Source organism: Rhabdaerophilum calidifontis, assembly GCF_008641065.1.
Classification (GTDB): Bacteria; Pseudomonadota; Alphaproteobacteria; order Rhizobiales; family Beijerinckiaceae; genus Rhabdaerophilum; species Rhabdaerophilum calidifontis.
This window is the reverse complement of record NZ_VTRS01000002.1, coordinates 265,417-281,186: the sequence shown is the minus strand read 5'-3', so window position 1 is coordinate 281,186 and position 15,770 is coordinate 265,417. Positions and strand designations below refer to the sequence as shown.

The 15,770-nt window shown below is 66.3% G+C and carries 10 protein-coding genes, 1 tRNA gene and 1 CRISPR repeat array (1 of these 12 running past the window's edge); of the genes, 9 read left to right on the top strand and 2 right to left on the bottom strand.

What is annotated here, in order from left to right; genetic code table 11:
- Positions 1–54: 54 nt before the first annotated feature.
- Positions 55–139 (top strand) — tRNA-Leu (locus FWJ24_RS05995).
- 7 nt (positions 140–146) lie between these two features.
- On the opposite strand, the gene FWJ24_RS05990 is transcribed toward FWJ24_RS05995, so the two are convergent.
- On the bottom strand, positions 147–641 hold the full coding sequence (locus FWJ24_RS05990) for a MarR family winged helix-turn-helix transcriptional regulator (protein ID WP_150286888.1): 495 nt from the start codon (positions 639–641) through the stop codon (positions 147–149).
- A gap of 112 nt (positions 642–753) precedes the next feature.
- Positions 754–1,125 carry an ArsR/SmtB family transcription factor gene (locus FWJ24_RS05985; RefSeq protein WP_150286887.1) on the bottom strand — a complete coding sequence of 124 codons (372 nt, stop codon included), beginning with the start codon at positions 1,123–1,125 and terminating at the stop codon, positions 754–756.
- 25 nt (positions 1,126–1,150) lie between these two features.
- Here FWJ24_RS05985 and cas3 point away from each other — a divergent pair, with 25 nt between their 5' ends.
- The 8 genes from cas3 to cas2e all read left to right on the top strand — a co-directional run bounded on the left by cas3 (position 1,151) and on the right by cas2e (position 10,093).
- On the top strand, positions 1,151–3,850 hold the full coding sequence (gene cas3 / locus FWJ24_RS05980; protein WP_150286886.1) for a CRISPR-associated helicase Cas3': 2,700 nt from the start codon (positions 1,151–1,153) through the stop codon (positions 3,848–3,850).
- Between the two features lie 286 nt (positions 3,851–4,136).
- Positions 4,137–5,699, top strand: a complete 1,563-nt coding sequence (locus FWJ24_RS05975) for a hypothetical protein (RefSeq protein WP_206110806.1) — start codon at positions 4,137–4,139, stop codon at positions 5,697–5,699.
- Positions 5,689–6,204, top strand: coding sequence for a hypothetical protein (locus FWJ24_RS05970; RefSeq protein ID WP_166443600.1), 516 nt, complete (start codon positions 5,689–5,691; stop codon positions 6,202–6,204). The genes FWJ24_RS05975 and FWJ24_RS05970 overlap by 11 nt, the downstream gene beginning before the upstream one ends.
- Positions 6,201–7,328: a type I-E CRISPR-associated protein Cas7/Cse4/CasC gene (gene cas7e / locus FWJ24_RS05965; RefSeq protein WP_150286884.1), complete on the top strand. Its 1,128-nt coding sequence runs from the start codon at positions 6,201–6,203 to the stop codon at positions 7,326–7,328. The genes FWJ24_RS05970 and cas7e overlap by 4 nt, the downstream gene beginning before the upstream one ends.
- The gene (gene cas5e / locus FWJ24_RS05960) at positions 7,321–8,094 is read left to right on the top strand and encodes a type I-E CRISPR-associated protein Cas5/CasD (protein WP_150286883.1); all 774 of its coding nucleotides are present in this window, start codon (positions 7,321–7,323) and stop codon (positions 8,092–8,094) included. Before cas7e ends, cas5e begins: the two co-directional genes overlap by 8 nt.
- On the top strand, positions 8,091–8,870 hold the full coding sequence (locus FWJ24_RS05955; protein WP_150286882.1) for a type I-E CRISPR-associated protein Cas6/Cse3/CasE: 780 nt from the start codon (positions 8,091–8,093) through the stop codon (positions 8,868–8,870). The genes cas5e and FWJ24_RS05955 overlap by 4 nt, the downstream gene beginning before the upstream one ends.
- Before the next feature lie 12 nt (positions 8,871–8,882).
- Positions 8,883–9,764, top strand: a complete 882-nt coding sequence (gene cas1e, locus FWJ24_RS05950; RefSeq protein ID WP_150286881.1) for a type I-E CRISPR-associated endonuclease Cas1e — start codon at positions 8,883–8,885, stop codon at positions 9,762–9,764.
- Positions 9,764–10,093 carry a type I-E CRISPR-associated endoribonuclease Cas2e gene (gene cas2e, locus FWJ24_RS05945; protein ID WP_150286880.1) on the top strand — a complete coding sequence of 110 codons (330 nt, stop codon included), beginning with the start codon at positions 9,764–9,766 and terminating at the stop codon, positions 10,091–10,093. Before cas1e ends, cas2e begins: the two co-directional genes overlap by 1 nt.
- A 62-nt stretch (positions 10,094–10,155) precedes the next feature.
- Positions 10,156–15,770: a CRISPR direct-repeat array (repeat unit 28 nt; unit sequence GGTTCCCCCGCGCTCGCGGGGATAGGCC); it runs 4,549 nt beyond the window's last position.

Here is a 15,770-nt window from a genome sequence, read left to right as displayed (position 1 = left end):
CCGCCTGCATTGCCCGATCCCGGGGGCTCGACTAAGGGAGAGCAGCCATCGGCTGCCCCCTTGGCGAAACTGGTAGACGCACGGAACTTAAAATTCCGAGCCTTCGGGCGTGCCGGTTCGAACCCGGCAGGGGGCACCAGGCCGGATCAGGTGGCGCCTGCGCGCAGTGCCGCGCGCAGATGCAGGATGGTCTCGCGCATCTGCGTCACCTGCTCCGCCGAGAGGTCGGCCGCCGCCCCGATCTCCATGGGAATGCACGCGGCATCCGCCATCAGGGCGCGCCCTTGCGGCGTCAGCGTCACGCGCACGACGCGCTCGTCGGCACGGTCCCGCCGCCGCGAGACAAGCCCCGCCGCTTCCAGTCGCTTGATCAGCGGTGTCAGCGTGCTCGATTCGAGGAACAGCCCCTCGCCCAACGCGCTCACGGTCTGGTCGTCGCGCCGGGCAAGCGAGACCATCACCAGATATTGCGGATAGGTCAGGCCGAGCCGGTCCAGCAGCGGCTTGTAAAGCCGGTTGAACGCCAGCCCCGCAGAATAGACCGCGAAGCAGAGAAAATCATCGAGCGGCCGCGCGTCCTGGGCAGTGGCGGAGGCAGCAGGGGCGGCGGAAGCGGAAGAAAGGGGCGCAGCATGTGTCATGGAACATTTATATATCGCACGCGATGAAATCGCAAGGGGCCGCACTTCGGGCGCACGGTGACGCTCGCAATCGTCCTGCCGGGTTTAGAAGGCGGGCGAGCGGAGGCGGGCGTTACTCCGCGTCGCAGGCGCAGGCGGCGGGCGCGGCAGCGATCTCGGGCGCGGAGGGAGGCTCGGCACGGGCCTGGGTTTCCGGCGCGGCCTCGGCGCAGCATTGCTCGACAAGCGCGCCGGTGACTGCATGCAACATCGGGTAATTCGCACGGCAGATCAGCGTTGTCGCCTGGCGCTCCTGCGTGACGAGTCCGACCTGCATCAGCCGCTGGCAATGATGCGTGAGCGTGGAGGCGGCGATGCCGATCCTGTCCTGCAGGCGGCCGACCGAAAGGCCCGCATCCCCCGCTCGCACCAGTGTCTGGAAGATGCGCAGTCGCGTCGGGTTGCCAAGCGCCTCAAGCCGGGTGGCGATATCATCGAGATTCATGCCGGCATCCTAGCCGGCCCGGCGGTTGGGTCAAGTATTACTTCGATTTTTTCCGAAATATGAGCCGCAACCGCGTGCCATCCTGCACCGCTTCGCCGCCCGCGCTGGCATCGGGATCGTCGATGCGCTAACATTCGAACTGGATCATGCAGTGGGGGCGACCACCATGGTGCCAGCAATCTGGGGCAAGGCCCAAGGTGGCGCATTTCATCATCTGGCGCATCACTGCGCTGATGTCGCCGCCTGTTTTGAAGCTCTGATAGCCACAAATGCCTTCCACGCACGGCTGAGCCGCGCCGCCGGACATGCGCTGGACGATGTGACCGTCTCTCGCCTCGCCGTGTTTTGCTTCCTGCACGATATCGGCAAGCTGCACCCTGGATTTCAGGCCAAGGCCTGGCCTCAGACACACGGCTTATCCCTGCATGGCCATACGGGCGAAGGCCTGAGTCTGCTGTTGCGGGGAGAGCCGCGCGGGATTGCGGATTCCATTTTGCGCCAACGCCTTCTGGGTTGGGGCGACGCCGAGACGGTCACCAATCTTCTGGAGGCTGTCTTTGCGCATCACGGAACCCCGGTCCGCCACGACTGGGTTCATGCCGAAGGATGGGGGAGTGGGGGGCCGCACGGCTACGATCCGCAGCGCGAGGCCAGCGCGATCGGCAAGCTTTTGCCCATCTGGTTCCCGGCCGCTTATCGCGACGGGGGCACCCCCTTGAGCAATGCCGAGCGCTTCCAGCATCTGTTCTGCGGGCTCGTCGCACTGGCGGACTGGCTCGGCTCGAACCGGGCCGTATTCCCGTTCGTTGCGGAGCTTGATCCCGGCTATATGGAGATCGCGCGTGCCAAAGCCCAGCACGCCGTTAGGGCTGTGGGCCTTGAAACTGCGGCGTGGCGCGAGAAACTGTCTCGAGAGCCGCTTTTCTCAGACATCGCTCCCGAGCGGTCTCCCCGTCCTGCACAAGCCGTCATAGGCCAGTGCGCCATCGCAGAACCTCTTGTCATTCTCGAAGCGGAGACAGGAGCCGGCAAGACCGAGGCAGCGCTCTGGCATTTCGCGAGACTGTTCCAGGCTGGCGTCGTCGATGCACTCTATTTCGCCGTGCCGACCCGGGCGGCCGCGAAGCAGCTTCACGGCCGCGTCAACGTCGCGATGACCCATCTTTTCGGCGATGGGGCACCGGAGGCGGTTCTCGCCATCCCGGGCTATCTCAGAAGCGGCGATCACGACGCCCGCGCCCTGCCCGATTTCGCCGTGCTGTGGGATGACGACCCCACCGAAGAGGCCCGTCTCGCCCGTTGGGCCGCCGAGAACGCCCGGCGTTTTCTGGCGGCGCCCGTCGCGGTCGGGACGGTTGATCAGGCCATGCTCGGCGCGTTGCAGGTAAAACACGCGCATCTGCGCGCCGCATCGCTCTCGCGCTCACTGCTCGTCATCGACGAGGTTCATGCGAGCGACCCTTACATGACAGCGGTCCAATCGGCGCTTTTGGAGGGCCATCTCGCGATTGGCGGCCATGCGATGCTGATGTCGGCCACTCTGGGCTCCGAGGCACGCGAGAAATGGCTGAAGGGTCGGCGTGCGCGCGCACCCGCTTTCGAAGCTGCCGCGCAGATCCCATACCCAGCCGTCTGGCGCAAGACTGGGGGGATGATCGACGTCCCAATGGACCAGCGCGGCAAGGACGTCCAGATCCGGCTTGCCCCCGGATGGACCGCGGAGATCGCGGCACGCGAAGCGATCGCGATGGCGCAGGCGGGTGCTCGCGTCCTGATGATCCGCAACACCGTGGCAAGCGCACTGGCCGCGTTCGAGGCCGTGCAGGCTATGGGCGCATCCAGGCTACTCTGGCAGGTAACAGGGAATTGCGCGCTGCATCATTCGCGCTTCGCACCCGAGGACCGCGCGCTTCTCGATGATCAGGTCGAGATCGCTCTGTCGAAAGATCCCGAAAGACGGCCCTCCGGCGGCGTGATCGTGATCGGAACGCAGACGCTGGAACAATCCCTCGACATCTGCGCCGATGCGCTCGTCACGGATCTCTGCCCCGCGGATGTCCTGCTGCAACGCATCGGTCGCCTGCACAGGCATTCGCTCCAGCGCCCCCTTGGTTTCGAGTGCGCGATTTGCGTGGTGCTTTCGCCCGAGCGCGGGCTGGACCATCTTGCCGCGCCGGCTTTCGAGAACGGGATCGGCGTGCTTCGCGATGGTGGCGGCGTCTATCGCAACCTCCATGCCTGCGAACTCACCAGGCGTATGATCGAGGAGCATCCGCTCTGGACCATTCCAGCCATGAACCGGCTGCTGGTCGAAGGCGCCACGCATCCGGAGCGAATCGAGGCCCTCAACGTCGAGAAGGGGCAAGCTTGGGCAGGTTACTGGGCGAATGTCTACGGCAAGGATCTCGCGGATGCGCAGGCCGGCCGGCTGATGCGCCTGCCGGTCGACGAGCCTTTCGGCGATCTCCAATTTCCAGGTGACGACCAGCGCATCCGCACCCGCCTCGGCGCCGAGGGCGCCCGCATCCCACTCGCCCCGGGCACAATGGGGCCTTTTGGCCAGGCGATCAGCAGCCTCATCTGCCCGGCCCATTGGCGCGTCACACTGCCAGCCGAGCCGGTCCAGGCCACGACGGATGGCACAGGCGCGCTTGTCATGGAGGTGGGTGAACGGCGGCTTCGATATGGGCGACAGGGCATATTGCATGGAGTGAAACATGATTGATTTTTTATTTTGAAATCTACGCGAACCCACGCCCATTTCTTGGGAAGATCATATGGAGGTTTGCATATGAAAGCCTATTTTAAGTTTCTGTCGATCGTTCGCGCAGCCCTCCGGTTGGGCTCAGGTATCGCCCACATTCAATGTGTGGCACGCTGCGAAATCGCTGCATCCGGTGATTGGTTGACTGCACCCCAAACACACAAGCTTGGGGATAGCCCCCATGTGTCACCCACGCATGCTGTTCCCCCGCTCTCGCGGGGAAAGATGAAGTTGCTGGGTGGGCAGGATGTTTAACCTGCTCACCCAGTCCCTCATCAGCACCCGCCCGCTAGGGCGGTTGACCCTGCCCGGCATTCTGGCCGCACTAGCGCGCGACGAGATCGACAGCTTCCCCGCGCTACGCCCGCATCAGGCGATGTTCTGGCACATGTTCTGCGTGCAGCTGGCCGCGCTGGCGCTGCATGGTGCCGGACGGTGCGACATTCCCGCCGATGAGCCCAGCTGGCTGGCTCTGTTGCGCGGCCTGACATCCGGATTTCCCAACGACGAGCCCTGGCGACTGGTGGTGGCGGATGAATCGAAACCGGCCTTCATGCAGCCTCCGGTACCGGAAGGCATCGAACTGAAGAATGAGGTCCCGACACCGGACGCGCTCGATCTGCTGATCACCTCTCGCAACCATGATCTTAAACAGAGCATTGCGCGGCGAGGCGAAGCCCAGGACTGGATCTTCGCGCTGATGAGCCTTCAGACCGGCGAAGGCTATTGCGGCAAGGGCAATCAGGGTATCGCGCGGATGAATGGCGGTTCGTCGTCGCGGCCGATGATTGCGCTGGCTCCCTCTCCTGCGTTTCTCGAACTGGCGCCTAGACCCGGATCGTGGTTCCAGCGTGATGTTGGTGTGCTTTTGTCCTCGCCCAAGGCGAGAGAAAATCACAATTTTTCCGAAAAGGACGGCCTTGGCCTGATCTGGCTGGCCGCCTGGCCCGAGGGTTCGCAGTTGCGGATTTCGGACCTCGACCCGTGGTTCATTGAGGTCTGCCGTCGTGTTCGCCTGAAGGAGCGCCAAGGCGAAATCCGCGCAAACAAGGGCACATCCGAGGCAACGCGGATCGATGCCAAGCAGTTCAAGGGCAATATCGGCGATCCCTGGGCGCCGATCCACAAGACGGAGGCAAAAAGCTTCACACTCGGCGACGAGGGAGATTTCGACTTTAAGCAGGCTGTCAAACTGCTGTTCTCCGGCGAGTGGGAATTGCCACTGCTTGCAAGACCGGTTCGCGGCGAGACCGAGGATACCCCCCAGACGATCGTCATGCAGGCGCTGGCGCGCGGCAATTCGAAAACCGGCGGATTCCGCAGCCGGTTCATTCCCCTGCCGCGCGGCGCCAGCAAGATCCTGGCATCGGCCGATGAGCGGCAGACGCTGCATGCCGTGGCAACGGAACAGATCGAGGAAATCAACGCCTTCGACAAAGCACTCGGCTATGCCCTAGTGCTGGCGATCGCCGGCGGCGATGCGCAACACATCAAGCGCGAATCTTATGCTCACGCTCGGATCCCGCGCGACGCGCTCGACCATTTCGCTGACACCATCTTCTTCGAGCATCTTTGGCAACGTCACGGCGCGACAGATGATGCTGCCCGCGCCGCCGCGCGGAAAGCGTTTCGCCGCCGCTTGTGGGAACATAGCCAGGCCGTCTTCGAGGCCGCCCTCCCCACAGTGCCTTGCGGATCGCTAAGGCGTCCGAAGGCCGAGGCCGCTGCCCGCGCCGCCTTGGTCGGAATGGTCATGGATCGTTTCCGCAGCGATCTGATCGACGAGAGGAACGACGCCGATGCCGCCTGAAGCCGACACATCCAAACTGAGCGACAGGATCTGCAAGCTTGCCCGCGCGATAGCGCAACTCGAGCCCGGCCCCCTTGCCCGGCTCAGGCGCATGCGACCCGACGGCCCCGGCACGGCGGAATTCTGGAAACTGGTGCTGGACAACGAATTGAGGGCCGACAGCGCGGGCCTGCGCTTCGTCGTGCTGCTCGCGTTGCTCACGCCCAAGGGAGCGCCGGGGGCCAAGCGGCTGCATGATGCGGAGATTCCCTTCGGCCGGGCGCTGGCCGCGGCGAAGTATCCGGAAGCGCGGCTGCTGCGCTTCCTGGCGACGCCCTTCGAGGCGCGGCCGGATGCGCTGGAGAGCATGGTGCGCTGGCTCGCCGCCAAAAGGCATGACGGCGTGAACTGCCTCGATCTCGCCAATCTCCTTTGGGTGGACGATGTCGAGCACGAGCGCCGTCTCGCCCATTTCTATTTCGCTGAACTCAAAAAACACTCCGAGAAGAAGGACCAGGCTGCATGACCGCGCCACGCTTCCTGCAAATCCACACGCTGCATTCCTACACTGCGGCGCTGCTGAACCGCGACGATACGGGGCAGGCCAAACGCCTTCTCTACGGCGACACCAGCCGGACGCGGATCTCCTCGCAATGCCTGAAGCGCCATTGGCGGATGGCCAAGAGCGACCCTCATGCTTTGCAAAGGCTCGCAGGTTACGTCGACAGCTTCCGGTCGCGGGAACTCGTCACCGAAAAGGTGATCGCGCCCTTGCGCGGCAAGTATCCGGATGACGTTGTGAATACACTGGAACCGGCCTTCCAGAAACTCGTCTATGGGGACAAGGCCGACAAAGGCAAGAAGAGCCGCCAGACGCTGCTGCTCGGTGAACCCGAACTGGCTTGGCTCGCAACACGCGCCAAGGAGATTGCGGCCGCATCTTCAGATGCCACGACGGCAGAGAAGGCGGTCGCGGACTGGGCAAAAGACAAGAACTTTAAGACGATGGCCGATAATACCGCCATGCCGGCCGGCCTCGTCGCGGCGCTGTTCGGCCGTATGGTAACCTCGGACCCCGAAGCCAATATCGAGGCACCGGTCTATGTAGCCCATGCCTTCACCGTGCATCGCGCGGAAACGGAGGGCGATTACTTCACGGCGGTCGACGACCTCAAGCGCGACGACGATGACAGCGGCGCGGACACGATCCAGGAGACCGAACTCACCTGCGGCCTTTTCTATGGCTATGTGGTGGTGGACATGCCAGGGCTGATCGGCAATTGCGGCGGCGACGCAGATCTTGCCAGCCGCGTTGTCCACAACCTCACGCATCTGATCGCCGAAATCTCACCGGGCGCCAAACTCGGCTCCACAGCGCCTTTCGGTCGTGCCGACCTGATGCTCATCGAAGCCGGCGACCGCCAGCCACGCTCGCTGGCGACCGCGTTCCGGAAAGCCATCCCTCACGATGCCGAAAGAGCGGTGGCGGCATTAGCCAGTCAGCTCGCACGCTTCGACGAGGCCTATGCTACCGGCGAGGCCCGCGCCCATCTTTCGCTGATCGGGGAATTGCAGGGTATCGAGCGGAAATCGCTCGGCGAGCTGGCTCAATGGGCCGCGGCACGCGTGCGCGAGGCACCCCGTGACTGAGCCTCGCCAGCCCGAACATCGTTGGCTCATCCTGTCTCTCGAAGGGCCGCTGCTTGCCTTTGGCGGAGTCACGATCGATCATGTCGGCTTGACCCGCGACTTTCCGGCCGCGTCGATGCTGACGGGTCTGTTTGCCAATGCGCTGGGCTATCGCCGGTCCGACTGGATGGCCCATCAATCCCTACAGGACCGGTTGATCTTCGCTGCACGCCGCGAGCGCGAGCCGATGGTCGGTATCCTGACCGACAGCCAGAATGCCAAACTGGAGAAAAACGATCGCGGCTGGACAACATGGGGCGTGGCGGAAGAGCGCGCCGGAGCCAGCTACGATGCACCGCACCGTCGCAAACGCGACTATCACATGGATGCAAGCGTGACGGTTGTGTTGCGGCTCGCGCCGCCTGAAAAGCCGGACGACCGCACATCCCCCGATCTCGATGCTCTGGCACATGCGCTGGATCATCCGCACCGACCGCTTTTCATCGGCCGCAAGCCCTGTCTGCCCGCCGGTCGTGTCGTGGGCATCCGGCACAACGATTCGTCACTGGATTTCGTGACCGCGCCTTCGGCCTACGAGGCCTTGCGGCGGGTGCCGGCCGCATCGGAGCAACGCGCCATCTGGCCTCGCGGTGAAGGGCCAGAGGCAGGGCGCATGGCAGACCGCATCGTTGATCTTCCCGATCTGCGCAACTGGCGCACGGGTCTACACGGGGGCGTCCGGCAAATCGTCGAGGGGCGCATCGAAACCGGCTCGGAGGCTGCATGACCCTGTTGCACATGTTGAGCCTTCCTGTGGATCTTCGGGAACTGCGCCGTTGGAGCGCCAGCTGCGGGCTGGAGGCCGACGAAGGCCGGGCGCTGCATCACCTTCTCTGCGAGACCTTCGGCAAGGGTGTTGCCCAGCCCTTCCGGCTGATGCCGGGGCGCGGCGGTGCGTGTTTGGCGCATCTCTACAGCTACACATCGGCGTCCCAGCAGGCGCTGCGCCAAACCGCCGCCGAGACCGGATTGCCGGAGAGCGCGCGCATCTTCGACATGGCTGGTCTCGCCACGAAAGCCATGCCGGAAACATGGACGCCTGGCCGTCGCCTCGCCTTCGATGTCCGTCTCCGCCCCGTCCGCCGGCTGAATAACGACCTTCAGGGCTGGAGCCGAGAGACGGCGCGCATCAAGACCACCAAGCCGGCCACGCCGTTGAAGGCGGGCTCGGAGGTCGATGCCTTCCTCGTCGCGCGATTGCGCGCCAACCCGAGGGGGCTGCCCGAGACCGGAGGCCCATCGCGAGAGGAGATCTATCGCGACTGGTTCCGCGAGCGCCTTGCGGGAGCCGCGACGGTCGATGACGCCGGCACGCGCCTCGTCAGCCACGAACGCAGCATCGTCCTGCGAGGGGGCCAGCGGATCGAAGGGCCGGACGCCATCTTGCATGGCGCGCTCGTGATCGAGAACCCAGACCTGTTTGCCCGATTGCTCGCCCGAGGGGCCGGGCGGCACACGGCTTATGGATACGGCATGATGCTTTTGCGCCCCGAACCCCGATAGGCGAGGTAAACCATGCTCTTGGGCCGGCTGGGACTCGAAAAGGCGCGAATTCCGCACACAGACCGGCACGGGCTGGTCTGGCTCGATCGCGGGCGGCTCGAGGTCGAGGATGGCTGCCTGCGCTTTGTGACGGCCGGCGGGGGAGAACTGGCTGCCGGTGATTATCAGGTTCCGCACCAATCCCTTTCCATCGTGCTGCTTGGACCCGGCTCGAGCGTCACGCATGATGCGCTGCGCCTTCTGGCCCGGCATGGCTGCGCACTTGCGGCAATCGGCGAAGGCGCCGTTCGGTTTTATACCGCGCCTCCCCTGATGCCAGATACCTCCACCCTTGCGCGTGAACAGGTACGGCTGTGGGCCGACCCCAAAACCCGGATGGATGTGGCGCGCGCAATGTTCGCCATCCGCTTCGGTGAGATCGTCCGCACGCGAGATATCGAGGTCCTGCGTGGGCAGGAAGGCGCGCGCATCAAGCGCAGCTATCAGATTGCGGCCGAGCGTCACGGCATAATCTGGAAGGGGCGCAACTACGACCGCGACAATCCGAATGCCGGCGATCTGCCCAATCAAGCCCTGAACCATGCCGCCAGTGCGATGCGAGCAGCCGCCGCGGTTGCAGTGACAAGCGTGGGAGCCATACCACAGCTTGGGTTCATTCACGAGGATTCCGGTCACCCCTTCGTGCTCGATATCGCCGATCTTTACCGGCATGACATCACGCTGGACATCGCCTTCGGGGCGGCGAAGGAGGCGGCCGAGGGAATGGAGCCGGTGGAACGGCTGACGCGGCGGCGCGCCGCGCGCATGTTCCGCCAGCGCGACGTCATCTCGTCCATGATTGACCGGATCAAGGCGTTAATCGGTCCCGCGAACCCGGCGCCAGAGATGCCCTGATGCCGATGGTTGTGATCATCACCCGCGATGTCGAAGCGCGCTATCGCGGCTTCATCGGCTCCGTCATGCTTGAACTTTCGGCAGGGGTTTATGCACATCCCCGCATGAGCCCAGCGGTGCGCAAACGCGTGTGGGAGGTGTTGAGCGACTGGCATGCACAGCTCAACAGAGGTTCGGTGGTCATGACATGGGCGGAAAGCGCGGCCCATGGCGGACTGGGGCTCGCGGCCTTGGGGGAGCCCCCCAAGGACATTGTCTCGCACGATGCCATGCTGCTGGTTCGGCGTCGCATTCGAACACCGAAAGACACCCTTCAGACAACCGGTTGACAATCCTCTGCGGTTGCCCGCTGTTTGACATTGTGAATTTATTCAGCTACTTAGCTCAAAGAGGTTCCCCCGCGCTCGCGGGGATAGGCCTCTCTCGCCCTGTCGGTTATGCGCGAGGATCGCGGTTCCCCCGCGCTCGCGGGGATAGGCCCCATCTGGACCCCTCCGGCGCACCGGGCAGACGGGTTCCCCCGCGCTCGCGGGGATAGGCCCCCCTCGCGAATATAGATGCGGCGGGGGATATAGGTTCCCCCGCGCTCGCGGGGATAGGCCCGACCCGCCGATATAAACCTCGGCCTTGATGGCGGTTCCCCCGCGCTCGCGGGGATAGGCCCCACTTCGAAGGTGGATGACGTGTCGAACACGAGGTTCCCCCGCGCTCGCGGGGATAGGCCCTCGGTCTTTCCGGACAGCTTGGCTCTTGCAACGGTTCCCCCGCGCTCGCGGGGATAGGCCTCTGATCCCCGGCGATAAGCCTAGCGACGTGTAGGTTCCCCCGCGCTCGCGGGGATAGGCCCCCATGAGATCGGAGGCTCTCGATGATCACCGTGGTTCCCCCGCGCTCGCGGGGATAGGCCCGAAGCCGACTCTATTTCCCTTGCTTGTGGCAGGGTTCCCCCGCGCTCGCGGGGATAGGCCCGAACGAAGGTGCCGGCAACGTGGCCATCATAAGGTTCCCCCGCGCTCGCGGGGATAGGCCCGGCGTGTTCTGCGGGAACAGGGATAGGAGGAGGGTTCCCCCGCGCTCGCGGGGATAGGCCTGCCCCGTGAAAGCCTCCCATAAGCCCTTCCGAGGTTCCCCCGCGCTCGCGGGGATAGGCCTCTCCCATTTCGACCTAACCACCCCTTGGAAGGGGTTCCCCCGCGCTCGCGGGGATAGGCCCGCCACATCAGCAACGGGGTTACGTCCTCGAAGGGTTCCCCCGCGCTCGCGGGGATAGGCCCCTTCACGACGCGCCCCCGCTCTCGATCAGGACGGTTCCCCCGCGCTCGCGGGGATAGGCCCCTTCACGACGCGCCCCCGCTCTCGATCAGGACGGTTCCCCCGCGCTCGCGGGGATAGGCCCGCAAGGCAGAGCGGATTTTTCAAAGTTGCTAGGGTTCCCCCGCGCTCGCGGGGATAGGCCCTCGGGGTCTGGCGTCAGCCATCGCCTGCCGGAGGTTCCCCCGCGCTCGCGGGGATAGGCCTGATTAGGTCAGGCGATAGGGGGGGAGGCGGGCGGTTCCCCCGCGCTCGCGGGGATAGGCCCTCGGCATCGACACTTCGCGCTGGCTCAACCGCGGTTCCCCCGCGCTCGCGGGGATAGGCCCGACAAGCTCGACGAGGCCGGGATCATTCTCGAGGTTCCCCCGCGCTCGCGGGGATAGGCCTTCTTCCGTATTCCGGACCCGTGGCAGCGAGGAGGTTCCCCCGCGCTCGCGGGGATAGGCCTCGAGGAGGAGACGGCGACGATCACGCAGCTCGGGTTCCCCCGCGCTCGCGGGGATAGGCCTTGATAGGCGTGCCCGATCTTTTTCCGGGCGTGGGTTCCCCCGCGCTCGCGGGGATAGGCCACCCCGGGGGTCTGCTCGATCATCTCCTCGAGGTTCCCCCGCGCTCGCGGGGATAGGCCTCAAGAACATCCTGACCCGGGGCGAGATGGCGAGGTTCCCCCGCGCTCGCGGGGATAGGCCCGAGTTCTCATATCAGTATCCTTCCGACTCCATGGTTCCCCCGCGCTCGCGGGGATAGGCCCTGATGCTGAGTAGCCTCGAGCATGATGCGATGGGTTCCCCCGCGCTCGCGGGGATAGGCCCTCTCGCTGCCAGAAGTCTTCCTTGATACGACGGGTTCCCCCGCGCTCGCGGGGATAGGCCCCCGCCAGCAGCACGTCGTGCTCGGGGATGAGAGGTTCCCCCGCGCTCGCGGGGATAGGCCTCGTGCGCGGCGCCGGGTTGATCTCCATCGGCGGGTTCCCCCGCGCTCGCGGGGATAGGCCCGTATCGGCACGCCTTCCTGGGGCATCTGCATCGGTTCCCCCGCGCTCGCGGGGATAGGCCCAGTATCCTGGGCCGCTTGTCCCGCCGCCCCAGGGTTCCCCCGCGCTCGCGGGGATAGGCCTTTGAGGGGCCTCGGCTTTCACAGGAAAGGCGGGGTTCCCCCGCGCTCGCGGGGATAGGCCGGTGCGGCAATTCGCGCGCGCCCATGCGCCAGAGGTTCCCCCGCGCTCGCGGGGATAGGCCCACGCGCGATGCGCGTCGCCGCATTCTGGATCGGGTTCCCCCGCGCTCGCGGGGATAGGCCCCCCTTTTTCGCGATCGCCCGCGCATCCGCCTCGGTTCCCCCGCGCTCGCGGGGATAGGCCGTAGCCGCTTCGGGCGGCGACGAAAAGCCATGCGGTTCCCCCGCGCTCGCGGGGATAGGCCTTTTTGCATTGAGCGCAAAAAAAATCCCGGCACGGTTCCCCCGCGCTCGCGGGGATAGGCCCCGACGACCAGGCCTTTCCTTCTCGATCACCCAGGTTCCCCCGCGCTCGCGGGGATAGGCCCACGCTGGACACGCTGGACAAGGAGGTTCCCCCGCGCTCGCGGGGATAGGCCCCCGCCGGAAAGCTTCACATCGACCAGACCGGCGGTTCCCCCGCGCTCGCGGGGATAGGCCCAAGACCATCGTTGAAGCGGCCACCTGGGAAATGGTTCCCCCGCGCTCGCGGGGATAGGCCCAAAAAGAAAAGGATAGAAGATTTCGGCTACGGGGTTCCCCCGCGCTCGCGGGGATAGGCCCGGATCCAGTGGGACCCCGCATTCGCGCTCGCAGGTTCCCCCGCGCTCGCGGGGATAGGCCTTTTCGCCCGAACTGAACGCTCCGCCCGATCTGGGTTCCCCCGCGCTCGCGGGGATAGGCCCCTTGCCAGCTGGGCCAAGGTTTCCTGGTCATCGGTTCCCCCGCGCTCGCGGGGATAGGCCCCCTGCGCCGCGGCTCGCCGGTTGTCGAGCGGTGGTTCCCCCGCGCTCGCGGGGATAGGCCCTCGTCGCCTTCGCCACGGAGACCCGAAAGAAAGGTTCCCCCGCGCTCGCGGGGATAGGCCTCAAAAAGGCCCTGGTCAAAAGCCGGGGCCTTCGGTTCCCCCGCGCTCGCGGGGATAGGCCTGGTCATCATGTCCCGCGCGGAATATGATGCGCGGTTCCCCCGCGCTCGCGGGGATAGGCCCCCTTGCTGCGTCTGCGTTATTCCGGTCTTTGGGGTTCCCCCGCGCTCGCGGGGATAGGCCCCCCGACAGCATCGACACGTCCCGGATTGGCCAGGTTCCCCCGCGCTCGCGGGGATAGGCCCATCGATCGAGCCGATGGTCGCTTTTGATACGAGGTTCCCCCGCGCTCGCGGGGATAGGCCTTGCAGCCAGCCTGTCGGCAACATCCCCCTGGGGGTTCCCCCGCGCTCGCGGGGATAGGCCCTCTGCGATGGGCATCTGCGCGGCAAGATGGACGGTTCCCCCGCGCTCGCGGGGATAGGCCCTGCGAAGCCGATATCGAGGGCTTGCGGTGCCTGGTTCCCCCGCGCTCGCGGGGATAGGCCTTTGGTGAGGCCTGGCGAGCGGTGAGTTTCGGCGGTTCCCCCGCGCTCGCGGGGATAGGCCTCCTTCTGGGGCATGTGCGCCCGCATGGCGGCGTCGGCAAGCGGGTTCCCCCGCGCTCGCGGGGATAGGCCTGCCTTTGCGAACAGAAGCCGCGCCCGGTATGCGGTTCCCCCGCGCTCGCGGGGATAGGCCCTATGACGAAGTTTTGGCCCTGAGCATTGAAAAGGTTCCCCCGCGCTCGCGGGGATAGGCCCTATGACGAAGTTTTGGCCCTGAGCATTGAAAAGGTTCCCCCGCGCTCGCGGGGATAGGCCTGCCTTGCCGCCGCTGACGGCCACGGCCTCCGGGGTTCCCCCGCGCTCGCGGGGATAGGCCTAACGGGGCGATGTCGCCCCGGCTGCCCGTGCGGGTTCCCCCGCGCTCGCGGGGATAGGCCCCCGGACAAGCCGCGCATCGCGATCCACCACGCGGTTCCCCCGCGCTCGCGGGGATAGGCCCTTTATTCCATGTTCCGGCTTGAGCGCGCGCGGGGTTCCCCCGCGCTCGCGGGGATAGGCCTTGAGCAGTGGTCGGACTTCACTTCCGTGGTCAGGTTCCCCCGCGCTCGCGGGGATAGGCCCGGCAAAGTACCGAATAGGGTGAGGCTCTACAGGGTTCCCCCGCGCTCGCGGGGATAGGCCCCGACATCAGTAATAGCACCGGGCTCAGCGTGAGGTTCCCCCGCGCTCGCGGGGATAGGCCTCTCGCTTTTCACGGATCGCAGGGCGCCGGATGGGTTCCCCCGCGCTCGCGGGGATAGGCCCACGGACGAGATCATCGCCGAACGGATCCAGCGGGTTCCCCCGCGCTCGCGGGGATAGGCCCGCATGGGCAGTCCTCCTGGGGCTGTCCATGCGGGTTCCCCCGCGCTCGCGGGGATAGGCCTTGAGCCGAGAATCTGGGGCATCCCCCACGAAGGGTTCCCCCGCGCTCGCGGGGATAGGCCCCGGCGAGCCGCGGCGCAGGGTTGCCGCCTCGGGGTTCCCCCGCGCTCGCGGGGATAGGCCCTTTTCGCCCGCGCCACGGCCGCGTCATAGCTGGGTTCCCCCGCGCTCGCGGGGATAGGCCCCTGGTCTATCGCGTCAAGATCAGCCTGCGTGAGGTTCCCCCGCGCTCGCGGGGATAGGCCCCTTCATGCCCGCGACGGTGCCCGCATCCATGGGGTTCCCCCGCGCTCGCGGGGATAGGCCTGTGACGGGAATCTCCCACGCCGAACGGGGAGGGGTTCCCCCGCGCTCGCGGGGATAGGCCCCTTGGCCCAGCTGGCAAGGCTGCACTTCGGGGGGTTCCCCCGCGCTCGCGGGGATAGGCCCCGGGGCGATTCTTGCGCGCTCCGATGGAGCGGGGTTCCCCCGCGCTCGCGGGGATAGGCCCATGCCACGTGCGGCGGCCCGCTTCACGCAAGCGGTTCCCCCGCGCTCGCGGGGATAGGCCTCGTAAAAGGCCGCGACAAGCGCACCGCGCCGGGGTTCCCCCGCGCTCGCGGGGATAGGCCTCAGCACGCGCGGTGGCGATTTGTCCTTCCTTCGGTTCCCCCGCGCTCGCGGGGATAGGCCCGTGCGCGCGCGCGACCCGATGGGATGACGCGCGGTTCCCCCGCGCTCGCGGGGATAGGCCTTCGTCCTCGCCGGATTGCAGCCGCTCGGCGGCGGTTCCCCCGCGCTCGCGGGGATAGGCCCGCGAATTCGGTGATGGACCTTTCCGGCAAGACGGTTCCCCCGCGCTCGCGGGGATAGGCCCAGCCATTTTCACCTCTCTCTGGTCGTGGCAAGGGTTCCCCCGCGCTCGCGGGGATAGGCCCCCATGGCTCCGAGCTTATGACGCGGTGCTGGAGGTTCCCCCGCGCTCGCGGGGATAGGCCCGCGCTTTCCTCGCCGCCTGCGCCCTGACATGCGGTTCCCCCGCGCTCGCGGGGATAGGCCCGGGGGAGCGTGGAGACGAAAAGGGTAACAAAAGGTTCCCCCGCGCTCGCGGGGATAGGCCAGATCCGCCCCCGCAACATCAGGGGGGACAGGAGGTTCCCCCGCGCTCGCGGGGATAGGCCCCGCTTCCTCGACGCTCGCCGGCGGCGGGGGATGGGT

Coding starts and splice junctions, on each gene's coding strand:
- FWJ24_RS05990 (WP_150286888.1), bottom strand. CDS start 641: ATGACACATGCTGCGCCCCTTTCTTCCGCTTCCGCCGCCCCTGCTGCC.
- FWJ24_RS05985 (WP_150286887.1), bottom strand. CDS start 1,125: ATGAATCTCGATGATATCGCCACCCGGCTTGAGGCGCTTGGCAACCCG.
- FWJ24_RS05975 (WP_206110806.1), top strand. CDS start 4,137: ATGTTTAACCTGCTCACCCAGTCCCTCATCAGCACCCGCCCGCTAGGG.
- FWJ24_RS05970 (WP_166443600.1), top strand. CDS start 5,689: ATGCCGCCTGAAGCCGACACATCCAAACTGAGCGACAGGATCTGCAAG.
- cas7e (WP_150286884.1), top strand. CDS start 6,201: ATGACCGCGCCACGCTTCCTGCAAATCCACACGCTGCATTCCTACACT.
- FWJ24_RS05955 (WP_150286882.1), top strand. CDS start 8,091: ATGACCCTGTTGCACATGTTGAGCCTTCCTGTGGATCTTCGGGAACTG.
- cas1e (WP_150286881.1), top strand. CDS start 8,883: ATGCTCTTGGGCCGGCTGGGACTCGAAAAGGCGCGAATTCCGCACACA.
- cas2e (WP_150286880.1), top strand. CDS start 9,764: ATGCCGATGGTTGTGATCATCACCCGCGATGTCGAAGCGCGCTATCGC.